Below are 14,987 nucleotides of genomic sequence, written 5' to 3' on the forward strand. Positions count from 1 at the left end.
ACTCGGACTTGCCACTGACCCTGTGCGGGAGAGACCCCGACCGCGATCGGGGCGCCGAAGGAGCAACCTCCCCGGAATCTCTCAGGCACCCGGTACCGCACGGACGAGGCAACTCTGGAAAGCAGGCGCGCTCGCCAGGCGCGACTCACCGACGGTGCAAGCCTCCCGTCTAGGGCAGGTGAAGCTCTCAGGTCACGGCCCGTGAACGACGGCCGTGATGACAGAGGGGGAGACCAGGCATACGCCCGCGCCCAGCGCCGGTCTCCACCCCGTCCCGGGAGGCTTCACCAATGACCGACCTGTCATCGCTCAGCGAGCTCAGCTCCCCGCCGTTCGCGACCCGCCACATAGGGCCGGACGACGCCGGCCAGACCCGCATGCTGGAGGCGGTCGGATTCGCCTCCGTCGCCGACCTGGTCGCGGTGGCCGTGCCCGAGGCGATCCGCTCCTCGGGGCGCCTCGGCCTGCCCCCGGCGGCCGGGGAGTCCGAGGCCCTCGCGGAGCTGCGGGTCCTCGCCGGGCGCAACACCGTGCTCACCTCGATGATCGGCCTGGGCTACCACGACACGATCACCCCGGGCGTCATCCGCCGCAACCTCCTGGAGAACCCGGGCTGGTACACCGCGTACACGCCCTACCAGCCGGAGATCTCCCAGGGCCGCCTGGAGGCCCTGATCAACTTCCAGACCGTCGTCTCCGACCTGACCGCCCTCGACGTCGCCGGGGCGTCCCTGCTGGACGAGGCCACCGCCGCCGCCGAGGCGATGACCCTGGCCCGCCGCGCGGGCCGCAGCCCCTCGACGGTGTTCGTGGTCGACGCCGACGCGCTGCCGCAGACCAAGGCGGTGCTGCGCACCCGCGCCGAGCCGCTCGGCATCGAGCTGGTCGAGAGCGACTTCACCGCCGAGCTCCCCGAGTGCTTCGGGGTGCTCGTGCAGTACCCCGGCGCCAGCGGCAGGGTCCGAGACTTCCGCGCCATCGCCGACGCCGCCCACGCGCGCGGCGCCCAGGTGGTCGCCGCCGCCGACCTGCTGGCCCTCACCCTCCTGGCCGCGCCCGGCGAGCTCGGCGCCGACATCGCGGTCGGCTCCTCACAGCGCTTCGGCGTCCCGCTGGGCTTCGGCGGCCCGCACGCCGCCTACATGGCGGTCCGCGACGGCCTCCAGCGCCAGCTGCCCGGCCGCCTGGTGGGCGTCTCCCAGGACGCCGACCGGCGCCCCGCCTACCGGCTCGCGCTCCAGACCCGCGAGCAGCATATCCGCCGCGAGAAGGCCACCAGCAACATCTGCACCGCGCAGGTGCTGCTCGCCGTGATCGCCGGCATGTACGCCGTCTACCACGGCCCCGAGGGCCTGCGCAGGATCGGCCGGCGTACCCACCGGCACGCCGTCGTGCTCGCCGAGGGCCTGCGCCAGGGCGGTGTCGAGGTCGTGCACGACACCTTCTTCGACACCGTGCTCGCCAGGGTGCCCGGCCGCGCCGCGGGGGTCGTCGCCGCGGCCCGCGAGAACGGCGTCAACCTGCGCCTGGTCGACGCCGACCACGTGGGTGTCACCTGCGACGAGAAGACCGAGCTCCTGCACCTGGAGCAGGTCCTGGCCGCCTTCGAGGTCAGCGGCACCGTGCTGGCCGACCTGGACGCCGCCGCCCACGACGCGCTGCCCGCCGCGCTGACGCGCGTCAGCGACTATCTGACCCACCCGGTCTTCCACAGCCACCGCTCCGAGACGGCCATGCTGCGCTACCTGCGCAGGCTCCAGGACAAGGACATCGCGCTCGACCGGTCGATGATCCCGCTGGGCTCCTGCACCATGAAGCTCAACGCGACCACCGAGATGGAGCCGATCACCTGGCCGGAGTTCGCCGGGCTGCACCCCTACGCGCCCGAGGACCAGGCCGCGGGCTACCTCGAGCTGATCGGGGAGCTGGAGCGCTGGCTGGCCGAGGTCACCGGCTACGACGCCGTGTCGCTGCAGCCGAACGCCGGCTCCCAGGGCGAGTTCGCCGGGCTCCTGGCGATCCGCGCCTACCACACCGCGCGTGGGGAGTCGGGCCGCGACGTCTGCCTGATCCCCTCCTCCGCGCACGGCACCAACGCCGCGAGCGCCGTCATGGCGGGCATGCGGGTGGCCGTGGTCGCCTGCGACGACCAGGGCAACGTGGATCTCGACGACCTTGTCGCGAAGATCGACAAGCACCGCGAGCGGCTCGCCGCGATCATGGTGACCTACCCGTCCACGCACGGTGTGTACGAGGAGACGATCGTCCGGATCTGCGAGCTGGTGCACGAGGCCGGCGGGCAGGTCTACGTCGACGGCGCCAACCTCAACGCGCTGGTCGGCCTGGCCAGGCCGGGGGAGTTCGGGGCGGACGTCTCCCACCTCAACCTGCACAAGACCTTCTGCATCCCGCACGGCGGCGGCGGCCCCGGCGTCGGCCCGGTCGCGGTCCGCGCCCACCTGGCCGACTATCTGCCCGGCCACCCGCTGCGCGAGGGGAGCGCGGTCGGCCCGGTCTCGGCCGCGCCGTACGGCTCCGCGGGCATCCTGCCCATCTCCTGGGCCTACATCCGGATGATGGGCGCCGACGGCCTGAAGGCGGCCACCGAGCAGGCCATCCTGTCGGCCAACTACCTGGCCCGCAGGCTCAGCCCCCACTACCCGGTCCTCTACACCGGCCGCGGCGGCCTCGTCGCCCACGAGTGCATCGTCGACCTGCGCCAGATCACCAAGGAGACCGGGGTGACGGTCGACGACGTGGCCAAGCGCCTCGTCGACTACGGCTTCCACGCCCCGACCATGTCCTTCCCGGTGGCCGGCACGCTGATGATCGAGCCGACCGAGAGCGAGGACCTGGCCGAGCTCGACCGGTTCTGCGAGGCGATGATCGCGATCCGCGAGGAGATCGCGAAGGTCGCCTCCGGCGCGTACGACAGGACCGACAACCCGCTCCGCAACGCCCCGCACACGGCCGACAGCCTCGTCGCCGACGAGTGGGGCCACCCCTACACCCGCACCGAGGCGGCCTACCCGCTGCCGTCGGTGCGCGAGGGCAAGTACTGGTCGCCGGTCCGCCGCATCGACCAGGCCTACGGCGACCGCAACCTGGTCTGCTCCTGCCCTCCCCTGGCGGCGTACGAGGACTGATCCCCGCAAAGATCCACATAGGCCCCGGCAGGGCCGAAAGCCCGCGCGAACCGCGATATCCGAGGGGAATGCGGGAGGACGGACGGAGCCCCGAGTCGTTAGGCTCGGGGCGTCTCCGTATCCGGAAGGATCCCGCATGCCTGAGGTGGACACCCGTCCCTTGGACGCCGCGCGAAGACTGGCCGAGTCGGGCGATCTCGACGGCGCCGCCACGATCTTCGCCGAGCTGGTCGCCGACCCCGACGAGCCCGACCGGGCCCAGGCGGCGGTGGGTCTCGCGGTGGTGCTGGGGGAGAGCGGAGACGTGCCGGGCTCGCGCGCGGCCGCGCGCACCGCGCTGGCGACCGGGCACCCGGAGTTCGCCGCCCAGGCCGCCTGCCTGCTCGCCGGGAGTTTCGAGCAGGAGGGCCTGGCCGACCAGGCCCGCGCCGCCTGGCAGGCCGCGCTGGGCGTCGGCCACCCCGCCTACGTCCCGCCGGCGCACATGGCCCTCGCCAGGCTCGCCACGGGCGAGGAGGAGGCCGAGCGGTCGCTGCGCGACGCGCTGGCCACCGGCGACCCGGAGATCGCTCCGCAGGCCGCCCAGCGGCTGGCGGAGGCGCTCCTGGAGGAGGGCGAGCCGGGGGAGGCCGCCCGGGTGCTCCTGGAGGCGCTCTCGGTGCCCGACGTGGCCGAGGTGCCGAGACTGCGGGTGATGCTCGGCATCGCTCATCTGGAGCTGGCCTGCGCCGAGTTCTCCGGTGCGATCGAGGAGGGCGGGGACGTCGAGACCGGTGCGCTGGCCATCGAGCTCCTGGCCCGCACGCTCCCGCTCAGGGGACGTGACGAGGACGCCGAGCGCGTGTGGCGCTACGGTCTGGACAGTGCCGACGAGGACCTCGCCGGGGAGGTCCGCCTGCGCCTCGACCGGGACCTTTGAGAGGGGGGCGTCTGGTGCGCCGGGCGGGTCCGGCGGGGGTCAGTCGCGCTCCCGCCAGCGGCTCAGCGCGTGGGCGAAGTTGATCGCGACGATCCCGCCCCAGGCCAGCAGCAGTCCGGCGGTGCCGGCGCTCTGCGCCGCGATGGCGGTCAGCGGGATCCCGATGCCCATCGAGCCGAGGGCGATCGGGATCGAGGGGTTCGCGCCCTTGCGCGGCTTGACCTTCGGCGCCCCGGCGGCGTCCATCTCGGCGCGCACCCGGTGGGCGATGGTCGCGTCGAGGCGTGACACGAACGACTCGATGAGCGCGGCCTCGTACTCCGGGCCGAGGTCACGCCGGGCCTCGACGGTGGCGCGCATGTCCTGGCGGATATCTTGATAGTCCTGCACGCTTCGATTGTTCCGCCCGCCCGTCCGCCGGGCATCAGCCGTTAGGACGAGATCCGTGTCCACCTCCGAGTCCACCCCTCCAGCGTCGGCGTCCATCTCGGGGACCGGGCTCCCGGCGGGCGCGGCCGCGCCCGTGGAGATCGCGACCCCGCACGGCCCGGCCCTGGTGGAGATCGACGAGGTGGCCGCCCCGCGCTTCCTGCTGGTGCTCACCCACGGCTCGGCCGGGGGAGTGGACGCCCCCGATCTGCTGGCCGTACGGGACGCCGTGACCGCGATCGGCGGGACGGTCGCGCGGGTGCTCCAGCCGTTCCGCGTGCGCGGGGCCCGCGCGCCGGGGTCGGCGGTCAAGCAGGACGAGGCGTGGGAGACGCTGGTGGCCGGGCTGCGCGGGCGCTATCCGGGGCTGCCGCTGGCGCAGGGCGGGCGGAGTAACGGGGCCAGGGTCGCCTGCCGTACGGCCGGGAGGGTCGAGGCCGGCGCGGTCGTCGCGCTGGCGTTCCCGCTGCGTCCGCCGAGGAATCCGGAGCGGTCACGCGCCGGGGAGCTGCGCTCGGCGGGCGTGGACGTGCTGGTGGTGAACGGAGACCGTGACCCGTTCGGCGTGCCCGAGGCGGCGGACGCCGCGCGCCTGGTGGTGCTGCCGGGAGAGGGTCACGACCTCGGGAGGAATCCCGCCAGGGTGGGCGAGGTGGTCGCCGAGTGGCTCGACGCGAGGATGCGGCCGGGCTCGGTGGACTCGCTCAGCGTGACCGGTCGGGGGTGACGGGCCTCAGACGACGCCGGCCAGTGGCCGATGCGGCTCGATGACGGCACCGTCCGGGAGGAGCTCGCCGGTGTCGTCGAACAGCACCACACCGTTGCAGAGCAGGCTCCAGCCCTGCTCAGGGTGGGCCGCCATGGTGCGGGCGGCTTCGCGGTCCAGCGCGTCGGCGGACGGACAGGACGGCTCGTGCGGGCACATCGGCGTGCCTCCGGATCTCTCGTGTCGGCTCGCCCGGGTCACACCGGGCACGGGTGGGCATCGGACATCCGGCGGCACCGTCACCGATGGGTCTCCGTTCCCACGTATGACGGGGACGAGCATCTGAATGTTGACATATGGCCATGCGACCCCCGTAACAGAACGAGGAGCGCACATCAAGCAGATCAAGTGTGCGATCGATCGCACCTCGGCGACATAGCCCGTTAGGACTGTTTGGGAACTGGTAGAGGGTCAGTCCGGCAGGGCTTTATCAGGGGATGTGACCTATAACACAGCATGCCTCATATAAGGATATTCGACCAAGTGCGACACGCCGCCCGGCGGGTAAACGATCGGTTACAAGTTTCTGACATGCGCCGACACGGGCTTTCCCAACTCCCTGACGGCCCCTTACCGGCCCCTGTGCCCGGCCTGCGCTCACCGGTGCTCACCGGCGCTCACCGTGCGCCCAGACCGGCCAGGAGCGCGTCCAGCCCGTGCTCGAAGTCGGTGTCCGCCTCCGGGCTGCCGCCGCCCCTCGACGGGGGACGCCAGGGCTCGTTCTCGTCGCCCGGGTCGGCCTGGGGTTCGGCCCAGCCCGACTGCTGCACCTCCACCGCCACCGCGCCGAAGACGTAGGCCCGCAGGGCGCGTACCGCCCCCGCCGGGTCGGCCAGGCCCGCGTCGGCCAGCTGGTCGGTCTGCTCCCTGATCGCGATCGCCGCCCTGCCCCTGGGGGGCTTGGTCAGGGCCAGGGCCAGCACCCCGGGATGCTCCCTCAGCGCCGCCCGGCTCGCCCGGCACCAGGCCCTCGCGCTCTCCTGCCAGCTCTCGCCGGGCTCGGCGTGGACGGCGGTGACGTGCTCGGCCAGCGCGTCCATGAGGGCGTCCTTGCCGCGCGGCAGGTGGTGGTAGATGGCCATCGCCTCCACCTCGAGGGCGTCGCCCAGCCGCCGCATCGTCAGGCGCCGGAGCCCCTGGCCGTCGGCGATGTGGAGGGCGGCGTCGATGATGCGCTCCCTGGAGAGCGGGACGGGCGGTCGCTTGGCAGGCATGGGAGGCATCCTGCCACCGTCACCTTACTGCGTAAAGATCGGCGCGCCGGACGGAACGGACGTTCACCGGCGAGCCGGTCCGATCCCTGAGTGCGTGGGGTGGGGGCGGAGCGCGTAGGCTACGAGCGGTGATCTGCCGGAGGAGACCCGGCGACCGGCGAGAGAGGGAAGAAGATGGCGTTTTTCCGACCGCGCGTGAGCCGGGAGGCGGAGGTTCGTCACCACGCTGACCAGGAGGTCGGGAAGAGCTTCCCCGAGCTCCTGGAGAAGGCGCGCCAGGCCGAGGCCGAGGTGCGCCGGGCCCAGGCCGCCGCGGCCCCCGTGCAGGAGCTGCGCGCCGCCGGGCTGGCCTTCGACAGGGCGCTCACCGAGGCCCTGCGCGCGGCCGAGGCCAACCAGCGCGCGACGTTCGGGATCAAGTCGTATGACGACCGGATCCGCCGCCGCAAGGGCAGGGCCACCCCCAGGGGCGCCGAGTGGACCGCCGAGGTCGACCGCCTGCGCACCCTTCGCGAGCAGAACCGGCTGACCGGTATCCCCCGGGTTCCGCGCCCGGTCACCGCCTCCGCCCGCTGACCTCCACCCCTGATCCTCACCCGCGTGGGCCTCTCCCTCGCGGGTCCCTGGACGTGGGCCCGGTCCGGACGGACCCGGCCTGGGCGCGGATCGTACGGGCTCAGCGGGTGGCGTGCGCGGACGAGGTGGCGAGCAGCCGCCGGACGCGGGCGGCGGGCAGGACCGCCGCGCACCGCTCGGCCGCGTAGGTCTGGGCCATCCGGTGGTGTTCGGCGGAGAAGTCGGCCACCCCGTCGGCCACGAAGAACACCTCCACGTCGCCCATGAAGGCGTCGCAGGCCGTCATCAGGCAGCCGATGTGGGCGTAGACGCCGGTGACGATGAGCTGGTCGCGGCCCTGTTCGGCGAGCAGGGTGCGCAGCGGGGTGCGGTGGAAGGCGCTGTAGCGCCACTTGGTCAGCCGGATGTCGTCCGGGCCGGGGGTGAGCGCCGCGACGATCTCCTGGGCGCTCGGGTCGGTGCCGACCCCGGCCCCCCAGAAGTCCTCCAGCAGGCCGCGCTGGGCCGAGGTCTGCCCGCCGGGCTGGGCCGAGTACACCACCGGGACGCCGAGTTCCCAGGCCGTCTCGCGGAGACCGGTGATCGCCGAGACCAGTTCCACGATCGGCGAGGTTCCCGGCGCGAACGCGTTCACGAAGTGGTTCTGCATGTCGTGGACGAGCAGCACCGCCCGGCGGGCGTCCGGTGTCCAGGAGACGCGGTTGACGGGCATCTCGTCCTCGCGGGGCATCGGATAGGGGGTGATTGCGGGTATGGCCACGACTACCTCTCCTTCTGCTTTCTCTCTCGGCGGCTCGACGTGCTGGGGGTCACACCTGTCCTCTCCCGGCTCCTCTCCCGGGCTTCTCCCCGGTGGCGGCGACGGCCTCCATGCCGGAGACCGTGTCCGCGTCCAGGTCCAGGTCCAGGTCCACGTCGAGGTCCGGGGCCAGGCCGAGGGCCTGCAGGAGCGTCCGGAACTTCGCGGAGGTCTCGGCGAGCTCCTCCTCGGGGACCGAGCCGGTGACGATCCCGCCCCCGGCGAACAGCCGGACGCCGCCAGCGGTCACCTCGGCGCAGCGGATCGCCACCGCCCACTCGCCGTCCCCCGAGGCGTCGCACCAGCCGACCATGCCGGTGTAGAAGCCCCGGTCGAAGGGTTCGATATCGGCGATCGCGGCGCGCGCCGCGAGGGTGGGCGTCCCGCAGACCGCGGGAGTCGGGTGCAGGGCGACGGCGAGGTCGAGCGCGGTGGTGCGCGGGTCGGCGAGCCGCCCGGTGATCCTGCTGGACAGGTGCCACATGGTCGAGGTGCAGATCAGCGACGGCTCGGCCGGGACGCTCAGCGCCCGGCAGTGCGGGGCGAGCGCGGCGGCCACGCCCTGGACCACGACCGCGTGCTCGTGCTGCTCCTTGGCCGAGCAGAGCAGCGCCGCCGCGCGGCGGCGGTCCTCCACGGGGTCGGCGCTGCGCGCGGCGGAGCCGGCCAGCGGGTTGGCGACGACGGCGGGCCCGTCCCTGGAGACCAGCAGTTCGGGGCTGGCACCCACCAGGGTCCGCCCGCCGGGCAGGTCGACGGCGAAGACGTGGCCGTGCGGGTCGCGGACCGCCAGGCGCCGGACCATCGCGGCGACGTCGACCGGCTCCGGCCTCGTCAGCTTCAGTGACCTGGCCAGCACCACCTTCTCCACCGCGCCCGTGCCGAGCAGCTCCAGGACCCGCCGTACGCCCTCCAGGTGGCCCGAGGGGGTGGGTACGGGGGTGATCCGCCACGGCGGCCGCGGGCCCTCGTGGGGTGGCGGCTCGCCGGGGACGAAGACGAAGGGGTCGGCCCAGCGGGCGCGCACCGGGGTGACCAGCCGTGCCGAGGCGGGGTCGTCGAACGGGATCGCGCCGAGGACCAGGTCGCGGTGCTCGCGTACGCGCTCGGCCAGCTCCCGCATGGTCCAGGCGGGCGCCACCACGTCGGCGACGCCCCCGGCGAGGAGGGTGTGCCGGGGAGAGGAGAAGATCGATGAGGAACCCGGCCGGTACTCGTCGAGAAGCTCGGTGGCGCTGACCGCCTCGTATGCGATAGTCAAGGCTGACCTTTCGGGGGATCTCAGGCCCTGAGCGTGGCGCCGCCGTCCACGTACAGGTCTTGCATGGTGATGTGCCGGGAACGGTCCGATGCCAGGAAGATCACGGCTTCGGCGACGTCCTGGGGGTCGGCCAGCCGGCCCAGCGGGATGCCCACGCGGTAGGAGGAGGGGTCTCCCATGAGCGCGGCGTGGGGATCGAGCCCCGCCTGCATGGCGGTGTCGGTCGATCCGGGTGAGACCACGTTGCAGCGGATGCCGTGGCGGGCGAGCTCCAGCCCGGCACACCGGGTGAACATGACCGCGGCGGCCTTGGACGCCGCGTACGCCGCCATGCCGACGCGCGGCACGCCCGCGGCGTTGGAGGCCACCGTGACGATCGTCCCGCCGCTGCGGGGGATCATGCGGCGGGCGACGGCACGGACGGTGTGGAAGACCCCGCCGGCGTTCACCGCGAACACGTGGGCCCAGTCGTCGGTGCCCGTCTCTGTCACCGCGCCGGTGCGCAGCACGCCCGCGACGTTGACCAGGACCCCGATCGGTCCCAGCTCGTCCTCGATCCTCCCGACGACCGCGTCCACCTGTCCGGGGTCCGTGACGTCGGTGTGGTGGCGGGTCACCGGCTCCCCGCGATCCTCCCAGGGGCCGTCGCGCACGTCGACTCCGGCCACGAGCGCCCCGGCGCGGGCGAGGGACGCCGCGACGGCGGCGCCGATGCCCCCGGCGGCGCCCGTGACAAGGGCCACCGTCCCGGGAAGCCCGGGATGGTCCTGCCGATCGATCACACGCACCTCACTGACAAGTTAGGTTAGCCTCGCCTCATTTACTTCGGCTGTCGAAAGTGTGGCGGGTAAGAGTCAAAGGTGATCTAGCTCCTGATGATCAGGCATCTTGACATTGTCGTCAATGGGGTGAATCTTAGGTTAGGCTTGCCTAATAAGACACCCCGTCCCAGTGGTCTCTCAGGCCACTCGCCCAACGCCGTGACCAGGCACTTCATCAAGGTGCACGCAGTATGCCATTTTCATCTGCCTCATTTCCGCGCCCGGAGACTCCCCGTATCCGGCGGGGAAGCGGCGGTCGCCGACCCCCGGGCGCACCGGTGGAGGCCCCCCGCACCGCCCGTACGGAGGACCCGCGTTGACCGTCACCGTCGGCGCCGGGCGAATCCACCGATCCGGCACCACCACCCGCTGCACCCACGCTGGAGGTAACCGATGACCAACCCCTTCGACGACGAGGACGCGTCCTTCCTGGTGCTGGTGAACGCCGAGGGGCAGCACTCGCTGTGGCCCGCGTTCGCCGACGTCCCCGCGGGCTGGGAGATCGCCCACGGTGCGGACTCCCGCGCCGGTTGCCTGGCCTACGTCGAGAGCTCCTGGACCGACATGCGGCCCCGAGGCCTCGTCGCCGAGATGGGTGGCTGACTCCTCTCAGACCTTTCTCAGACCTTCGAGGGCCGCTACGGGACCGTCGCCCCGGTTCCCGTATCCCGGCCCTCGGGGAGGGGCGCTTCGCGCTCCCGCCGGTCCCTCCGGGGGGCTCTGCCCGGGAGGGCCGGAACACGGCGAAGGGCGCCATCGCGGACCGGGAGGTCTCGCGGTGGCGCCCTTCGCGACGGGCCGGGGGCCGGTCAGCCGCCGGTCAGCTGGCCCAGTCGAGCAGCGGACGGGTGTTGCTGGGGTGGCGGAGCTTGGAGAGCGACTCCTTCTCCAGCTGGCGGATGCGCTCGCGCGTCAGGCCGAGGTGCTTGCCGATCTCGTCGAGGGTGTGCGGCTTGCCGTCGACGAGGCCGAAGCGCAGGGCCATGATCTTGGCCTCCCTGGGGGAGAGGTTGCCCAGCACCCCGCGCAGCTGCTCGCCCAGCAGCTGGCGGTCGACGACCTCCGACGCCTCGGGCGAGTCGACGTCCTCGATGAGGTCGCCGATGGTCGTCTCGCCGTCCTCGCCGATGGTGGCGTTGAGGCTGATCGGCTGGCGGCTGGTGCGCAGCAGCTCCTCGATCTGGTCGGGGGTCTTGTCCAGCTCGACGCCCAGCTCCTCCGGCGTGGGCTCGCGGCCCAGGCGCTGGTGCATGTCGCGCTCGACGCGCGACAGCTTGGAGAGCATCTCCAGCACGTGCACCGGCAGCCTGATGGTGCGGGCCGAGTCGGCGAAGCCGCGCTGGATGGCCTGGCGGATCCACCACATCGCGTAGGTGGAGAACTTGTAGCCCTTGGTGTAGTCGAACTTCTCCACCGCGCGGATCAGGCCCAGATTGCCCTCCTGGACCACGTCGAGCAGGGCCATGCCCCGGTCGGTGTACTTCTTCGCCACGGAGACGACCAGGCGGAGGTTCGCCTCCAGCATGTGGTCCTTGGCCCGGCGGCCGTCCTCGGCGATCCACTCCAGGTCGTCCCGCGCGACCGCGGACAGGCCGGGGTCGGCCTCCAGCTTGGACTCGGCGTACAGACCGGCCTCGATGCGCTTGGCCAGCTCGACCTCCTGCGCGGCGGTGAGCAGGGTGCGACGGCCGATCGACTTCAGGTAGGTGTGCACCGAGTCGCCCATGACGGAGGACTGGTCGTCGAGGTCGAGGGTCGGCTCGGCCTCCACCTCGGTCTCCTCCGGCGGGTTCCACTCGTCGTCGAGCTCCGCCGCGGCGTCCTTCGCGTCCTTCGCGGTGACCTTGGTGGTGCCGGTGGCCTTGGTGACCTTGGCGGTCTTGGTGGTTTTGGCGGCACTCGGGGCACCCGGGGCGGGCTCGGTCTTCGCCGCGGTCTTCCTCGCGGGGGCGGCCTTCGCCTTGCGGGCGGGGGTCTTACGGGCGCTCTGGGCGGCGGACGTGGAGAGCGCGGGCTCGTTCTCGGCCGCCAGGCTGACGCCCGCCTCGGTGAGCTCGCGCAGGATCGACCTGCCCTCGGCGGGGCTGATGCCCGTCTCGGCGAAGGCGTGGCGCAGCTCCGCGAGTGAAAGGTGGCCCTGGACTCGCCCTCGGTCAAGGAGCTGGTCGAGGGTCGTCGGGGCCTCAGATGAGGTCGCCACGGCGGTTGGGGGCATGAGGACACCTCCTCCATCACGGAGTCGTCTGAATTTACGATCTGATGGTCTTGGGGTGGGGCGGTCTGGGGGCCGCTCAGCGCACCAGTACCAATAACCCCAGCCAAGAACTTTCTGTTCCCGACTTGACCCGGAAAATATGATGGGTGGACCGCCGTCCCGGCGATCCACCCGCGTACGGGCGCCCGAGAGGGCCTATTCGATCACTTCCACGGGGCCCTCTTCGGCCGGGGCCGAGGGCCTCTCCACCAGGGGGCCGTCGACCATGGGCATCGGGAAGGGCTCCGCCTCCTCCAGCCGGTTCTCGCTCCAGTAGTCGACGACCTTCCCGGGGTCGGGGTTGACGTCCCTGGAGACCACGTACTCCTCCGCCGGGGGAGCGGACGCGGTCGGCGACGGCTCCTGCGGCGAGGGCGTTCCGGGCTCCTGGGGGGCCACCGGCGTCGGCTCGCCCGACGGTTTCTCCGCCCTTCCGGCCCCGCCCGCCGCGGCGGCGGCCGTGACGGAAATGCCACCGGCGAGGACCAGGCTCACGATTCCAGCCGAGACCCATGTCTTCCGGGTGACGTTCATCGGGCTTGTCCTTCCTGCTTCGGCTACCTCATTGGACGTGTGGGGCCACCTTCACGGTTCCCGATCACGACCATAACGGAGAGCTTCCAGGTCCGGCTTACCATTGGCCAAAAGTGGTATTTCGGTCACAACGATCAGCTCGGCGGGGGCCGCGTAGGCGGGCAGCCGCTCCTTGACGAAGGCGCGCAGCTCGGCCAGGGACGGCGGGGAGGGCGAGACGACGACGGCCACCACCCGCTCGCCCCACTCGGGGTCGGGACGGCCGACCACGGCGGCGTCGACGATCGCGGGATGCTCGGCCACCGCGGCGGCCACCACCGCGGCGACGACCTTCTCGCCCCCGGTGTTGACGACGTCGTCGGCCCGCCCGAGCACGCGCAGCCGCCCCCCCTCCAGGACGCCCAGGTCCGAGGTGAGGAACCAGTCGCCGTCGCGGGCCGCCTCGGTGAGGTCGGGGCGGAGCCGGTAGCCGGAGAACAGCACGGGCCCGCCCAGGCGGATCCGGCCGTCGTCGCCGACGGCGAGCCCCACCCCGTCGAGGGGCTCGCCGTCGTAGACGCACCCGCCGCAGGTCTCGCTCATGCCGTACGTGGTGACCACCCGGGCCCCGGCCGCGCGGGCCGCGTCGAGCAGGCCCGGGGGAGCGGCGGCGCCGCCGAGCAGGATCGTCCCGAACGTCGATAGGTCTGCCCCGTCCACCTGGAGAAGGCGGCGCAGCTGGGTCGGCACCAGCGAGACGTGGTCCGCGCCGCTGGAGAGCACGGCCTCGGGGGAGAATCCGTCGTGCACGATCGGCTCGGTCCCACCCAGCAGCGACCTCACCAGGACCTGCAGGCCGGACACGTGGGAGGGCGGCAGGCAGCACAGCCAGCGCTCGCCCGCCCCGGCCCCCAGACGCCGCAGCGAGGCCGACGCGGAGGCGAGCAGCGCCTCGGCCGACAGCTGCGCGCCCTTCGGGACGCCGGTCGAGCCGCTGGTGGCGATGACCACCGCCACGTCGGCGGGCACGCCGACGCCGCCCTCGCGGCGTACCCCGTTCACGTGGGTCGGGCGCAGCGCGTCGAGCGTCGCCCGCAGCGCGGGGGCGGGCAGGGCGGGGGAGAGGGGCAGCACGGCGGGACCGCTGCCGTCCAGCGCCGCGCCCACGGCCCGGAACAGCTCCGGGCCCGCCGGCGACACCACGGCGTGCAATTCCCGTTGCACGGAAAGCCATACCTCGTGCACAGGAATGGTCATCACAGTCGTAAGGTTAGTGCCGGAAGCCGGACAACGGCCGGGGCGGTCCCGGCGCAGCGGAGAGGGTGAAGCCATCGTGAGCACGGAGCGGGTCGAGCCGGGCGTGGACGAGCGGGTGGCGGCGGAGCCGGCCCCCGAGCGTGACGGCGCGGTCGACTGGAAGAGGTCCGGGCAGTACGAGGACATCATCTACGAGACCGGCGAGGGCATCGCCAAGATCACGATCAACCGGCCGGAGCGGCACAACGCGTTCCGCCCGACGACGCTCTTCGAGCTCAAGGACGCCTTCAACGCCGCCCAGGAGGACGCCGAGGTCGGTGTGATCATCTTCACCGGCGCGGGCGAGCGGGCCTTCTGCTCCGGCGGCGACCAGAAGATCCGCGGCGACGACGGCTACGTCGACAAGTCCACCCCGCACGTCGGCCGGCTCAACGTGCTCGACCTGCAGGTGCAGATCCGGCGCTGTCCCAAGCCGGTCATCGCGATGATCGCCGGTTACGCCATCGGCGGCGGCCACGTGCTGCACGTGTGCTGCGACCTGTCCATCGCCGCCGACAACGCGGTCTTCGGCCAGACCGGCCCCAAGGTCGGCTCCTTCGACGGCGGCTACGGCTCCTGGCTGCTGGCCGAGACCGTCGGCCTGAAGCGGGCCCGCGAGATCTGGTACCTCTGCCGTCAGTACGACGCGCGGACCGCCCTCGACTGGGGCCTGGTCAACGCGGTCGTGCCGCTCGCCGAGCTGGAGACCGAAACGGTCAAATGGGCCAGGGAGATGCTGGAGAAGTCGCCGCTGGCGCTGCGCATGCTCAAGGGCGCGCTGAACGCGGTGACCGACGGCGCCGCGGGGATGCAGCAGTTCGCCGGTGACGCCACCCTGCTCTACTACATGAGCGAGGAGGCGCAGGAGGGCCGCGACGCGTTCAAGGAGAAGCGCGCCCCCGACTTCGGCAGGTTCCCGCGCCGTCCCTAGGGGCGGCGGCAGGCCGGTTCCGGCGCGGCCACGGGCGGCGAGGACGGGTTTCCCCGCCGCTC

Annotated in this window: 15 protein-coding genes and 1 riboswitch; of the genes, 6 read left to right on the top strand and 9 right to left on the bottom strand. The window is 72.5% G+C overall.

Annotated elements, in window-relative coordinates; genetic code table 11:
* Window positions 1-15 precede the first annotated feature (15 nt).
* Window positions 16-108: riboswitch (glycine riboswitch) on the top strand.
* Window positions 109-290: 182 nt separating this feature from the next.
* Window positions 291-3,146 carry an aminomethyl-transferring glycine dehydrogenase gene (gene gcvP, locus ABD817_RS23215; protein ID WP_344920196.1) on the top strand — a complete coding sequence of 952 codons (2,856 nt, stop codon included), beginning with the start codon at window positions 291-293 and terminating at the stop codon, window positions 3,144-3,146.
* A 136-nt stretch (window positions 3,147-3,282) separates the two neighbouring features.
* Window positions 3,283-4,065, top strand: coding sequence for a tetratricopeptide repeat protein (locus ABD817_RS23220; RefSeq protein ID WP_344920197.1), 783 nt, complete (start codon window positions 3,283-3,285; stop codon window positions 4,063-4,065).
* Between the two features lie 39 nt (window positions 4,066-4,104).
* Here the strand turns inward: ABD817_RS23220 and ABD817_RS23225 are convergent, their stop codons facing one another.
* The gene (locus ABD817_RS23225; RefSeq protein ID WP_344920198.1) at window positions 4,105-4,455 is read right to left on the bottom strand and encodes a hypothetical protein; all 351 of its coding nucleotides are present in this window, start codon (window positions 4,453-4,455) and stop codon (window positions 4,105-4,107) included.
* A gap of 133 nt (window positions 4,456-4,588) precedes the next feature.
* Between ABD817_RS23225 and ABD817_RS23230 the strand changes: the two genes are divergently transcribed.
* A complete protein-coding gene (locus tag ABD817_RS23230) occupies window positions 4,589-5,221 on the top strand; it encodes an alpha/beta hydrolase family protein (RefSeq protein WP_344920480.1) in 633 nt (210 codons plus the stop codon).
* A 6-nt stretch (window positions 5,222-5,227) separates the two neighbouring features.
* Here ABD817_RS23230 and ABD817_RS23235 read toward each other — a convergent pair whose 3' ends face one another.
* Together ABD817_RS23235 and ABD817_RS23240 are read right to left on the bottom strand one after the other, a co-directional pair.
* Complete coding sequence (locus ABD817_RS23235; protein ID WP_329094021.1) at window positions 5,228-5,419, bottom strand: DUF5999 family protein; 192 nt, start codon at window positions 5,417-5,419, stop codon at window positions 5,228-5,230.
* Between the two features lie 458 nt (window positions 5,420-5,877).
* Entirely contained in the window at window positions 5,878-6,474 is a 597-nt protein-coding gene (locus ABD817_RS23240) for a TetR/AcrR family transcriptional regulator C-terminal domain-containing protein (protein WP_344920199.1), read from the bottom strand.
* Window positions 6,475-6,648: 174 nt separating this feature from the next.
* Between ABD817_RS23240 and ABD817_RS23245 the strand changes: the two genes are divergently transcribed.
* The gene (locus ABD817_RS23245) at window positions 6,649-7,050 is read left to right on the top strand and encodes a hypothetical protein (protein ID WP_344920200.1); all 402 of its coding nucleotides are present in this window, start codon (window positions 6,649-6,651) and stop codon (window positions 7,048-7,050) included.
* A gap of 100 nt (window positions 7,051-7,150) precedes the next feature.
* Here ABD817_RS23245 and ABD817_RS23250 read toward each other — a convergent pair whose 3' ends face one another.
* From ABD817_RS23250 to ABD817_RS23260, 3 genes are read right to left on the bottom strand one after another with little or no spacing between them, the layout of a single operon-like run.
* Window positions 7,151-7,810, bottom strand: coding sequence for an isochorismatase family protein (locus tag ABD817_RS23250; RefSeq protein WP_344920201.1), 660 nt, complete (start codon window positions 7,808-7,810; stop codon window positions 7,151-7,153).
* A gap of 49 nt (window positions 7,811-7,859) precedes the next feature.
* Window positions 7,860-9,110 carry an isochorismate synthase gene (locus ABD817_RS23255; protein ID WP_344920202.1) on the bottom strand — a complete coding sequence of 417 codons (1,251 nt, stop codon included), beginning with the start codon at window positions 9,108-9,110 and terminating at the stop codon, window positions 7,860-7,862.
* 20 nt (window positions 9,111-9,130) lie between these two features.
* Window positions 9,131-9,892 (bottom strand): 2,3-dihydro-2,3-dihydroxybenzoate dehydrogenase, encoded by a 762-nt coding sequence (locus tag ABD817_RS23260; RefSeq protein WP_344920203.1) that lies wholly within the window; start codon window positions 9,890-9,892, stop codon window positions 9,131-9,133.
* 432 nt (window positions 9,893-10,324) lie between these two features.
* Between ABD817_RS23260 and ABD817_RS23265 the strand changes: the two genes are divergently transcribed.
* Window positions 10,325-10,534: an MbtH family protein gene (locus ABD817_RS23265; protein ID WP_344920204.1), complete on the top strand. Its 210-nt coding sequence runs from the start codon at window positions 10,325-10,327 to the stop codon at window positions 10,532-10,534.
* Between the two features lie 217 nt (window positions 10,535-10,751).
* Here the strand turns inward: ABD817_RS23265 and ABD817_RS23270 are convergent, their stop codons facing one another.
* The 3 genes from ABD817_RS23270 to ABD817_RS23280 form a co-directional block, all read right to left on the bottom strand.
* A complete protein-coding gene (locus ABD817_RS23270) occupies window positions 10,752-12,146 on the bottom strand; it encodes an RNA polymerase sigma factor (protein ID WP_344920205.1) in 1,395 nt (464 codons plus the stop codon).
* Between the two features lie 195 nt (window positions 12,147-12,341).
* On the bottom strand, window positions 12,342-12,719 hold the full coding sequence (locus ABD817_RS23275; RefSeq protein WP_344920206.1) for a hypothetical protein: 378 nt from the start codon (window positions 12,717-12,719) through the stop codon (window positions 12,342-12,344).
* Window positions 12,720-12,770: 51 nt separating this feature from the next.
* On the bottom strand, window positions 12,771-13,955 hold the full coding sequence (locus ABD817_RS23280; RefSeq protein ID WP_344920207.1) for an AMP-binding protein: 1,185 nt from the start codon (window positions 13,953-13,955) through the stop codon (window positions 12,771-12,773).
* Between the two features lie 115 nt (window positions 13,956-14,070).
* Here ABD817_RS23280 and menB point away from each other — a divergent pair, with 115 nt between their 5' ends.
* Window positions 14,071-14,925 (top strand): 1,4-dihydroxy-2-naphthoyl-CoA synthase, encoded by an 855-nt coding sequence (gene menB, locus ABD817_RS23285; protein ID WP_344920481.1) that lies wholly within the window; start codon window positions 14,071-14,073, stop codon window positions 14,923-14,925.
* The last annotated feature ends 62 nt before the right edge of the window (window positions 14,926-14,987 follow it).

Source organism: Streptosporangium oxazolinicum (genome assembly GCF_039537505.1).
GTDB lineage: Bacteria > Actinomycetota > Actinomycetes > Streptosporangiales > Streptosporangiaceae > Streptosporangium > Streptosporangium oxazolinicum.

Bases quoted from the DNA above. Each gene is read 5' to 3' on its own strand.
- gcvP (WP_344920196.1), top strand. From the start codon at position 291: ATGACCGACCTGTCATCGCTCAGCGAGCTCAGCTCCCCGCCGTTCGCG.
- ABD817_RS23220 (WP_344920197.1), top strand. From the start codon at position 3,283: ATGCCTGAGGTGGACACCCGTCCCTTGGACGCCGCGCGAAGACTGGCC.
- ABD817_RS23235 (WP_329094021.1), bottom strand. From the start codon at position 5,419: ATGTGCCCGCACGAGCCGTCCTGTCCGTCCGCCGACGCGCTGGACCGC.
- ABD817_RS23240 (WP_344920199.1), bottom strand. From the start codon at position 6,474: ATGCCTGCCAAGCGACCGCCCGTCCCGCTCTCCAGGGAGCGCATCATC.
- ABD817_RS23245 (WP_344920200.1), top strand. From the start codon at position 6,649: ATGGCGTTTTTCCGACCGCGCGTGAGCCGGGAGGCGGAGGTTCGTCAC.
- ABD817_RS23265 (WP_344920204.1), top strand. From the start codon at position 10,325: ATGACCAACCCCTTCGACGACGAGGACGCGTCCTTCCTGGTGCTGGTG.
- ABD817_RS23270 (WP_344920205.1), bottom strand. From the start codon at position 12,146: ATGCCCCCAACCGCCGTGGCGACCTCATCTGAGGCCCCGACGACCCTC.
- ABD817_RS23275 (WP_344920206.1), bottom strand. From the start codon at position 12,719: ATGAACGTCACCCGGAAGACATGGGTCTCGGCTGGAATCGTGAGCCTG.
- ABD817_RS23280 (WP_344920207.1), bottom strand. From the start codon at position 13,955: ATGACCATTCCTGTGCACGAGGTATGGCTTTCCGTGCAACGGGAATTG.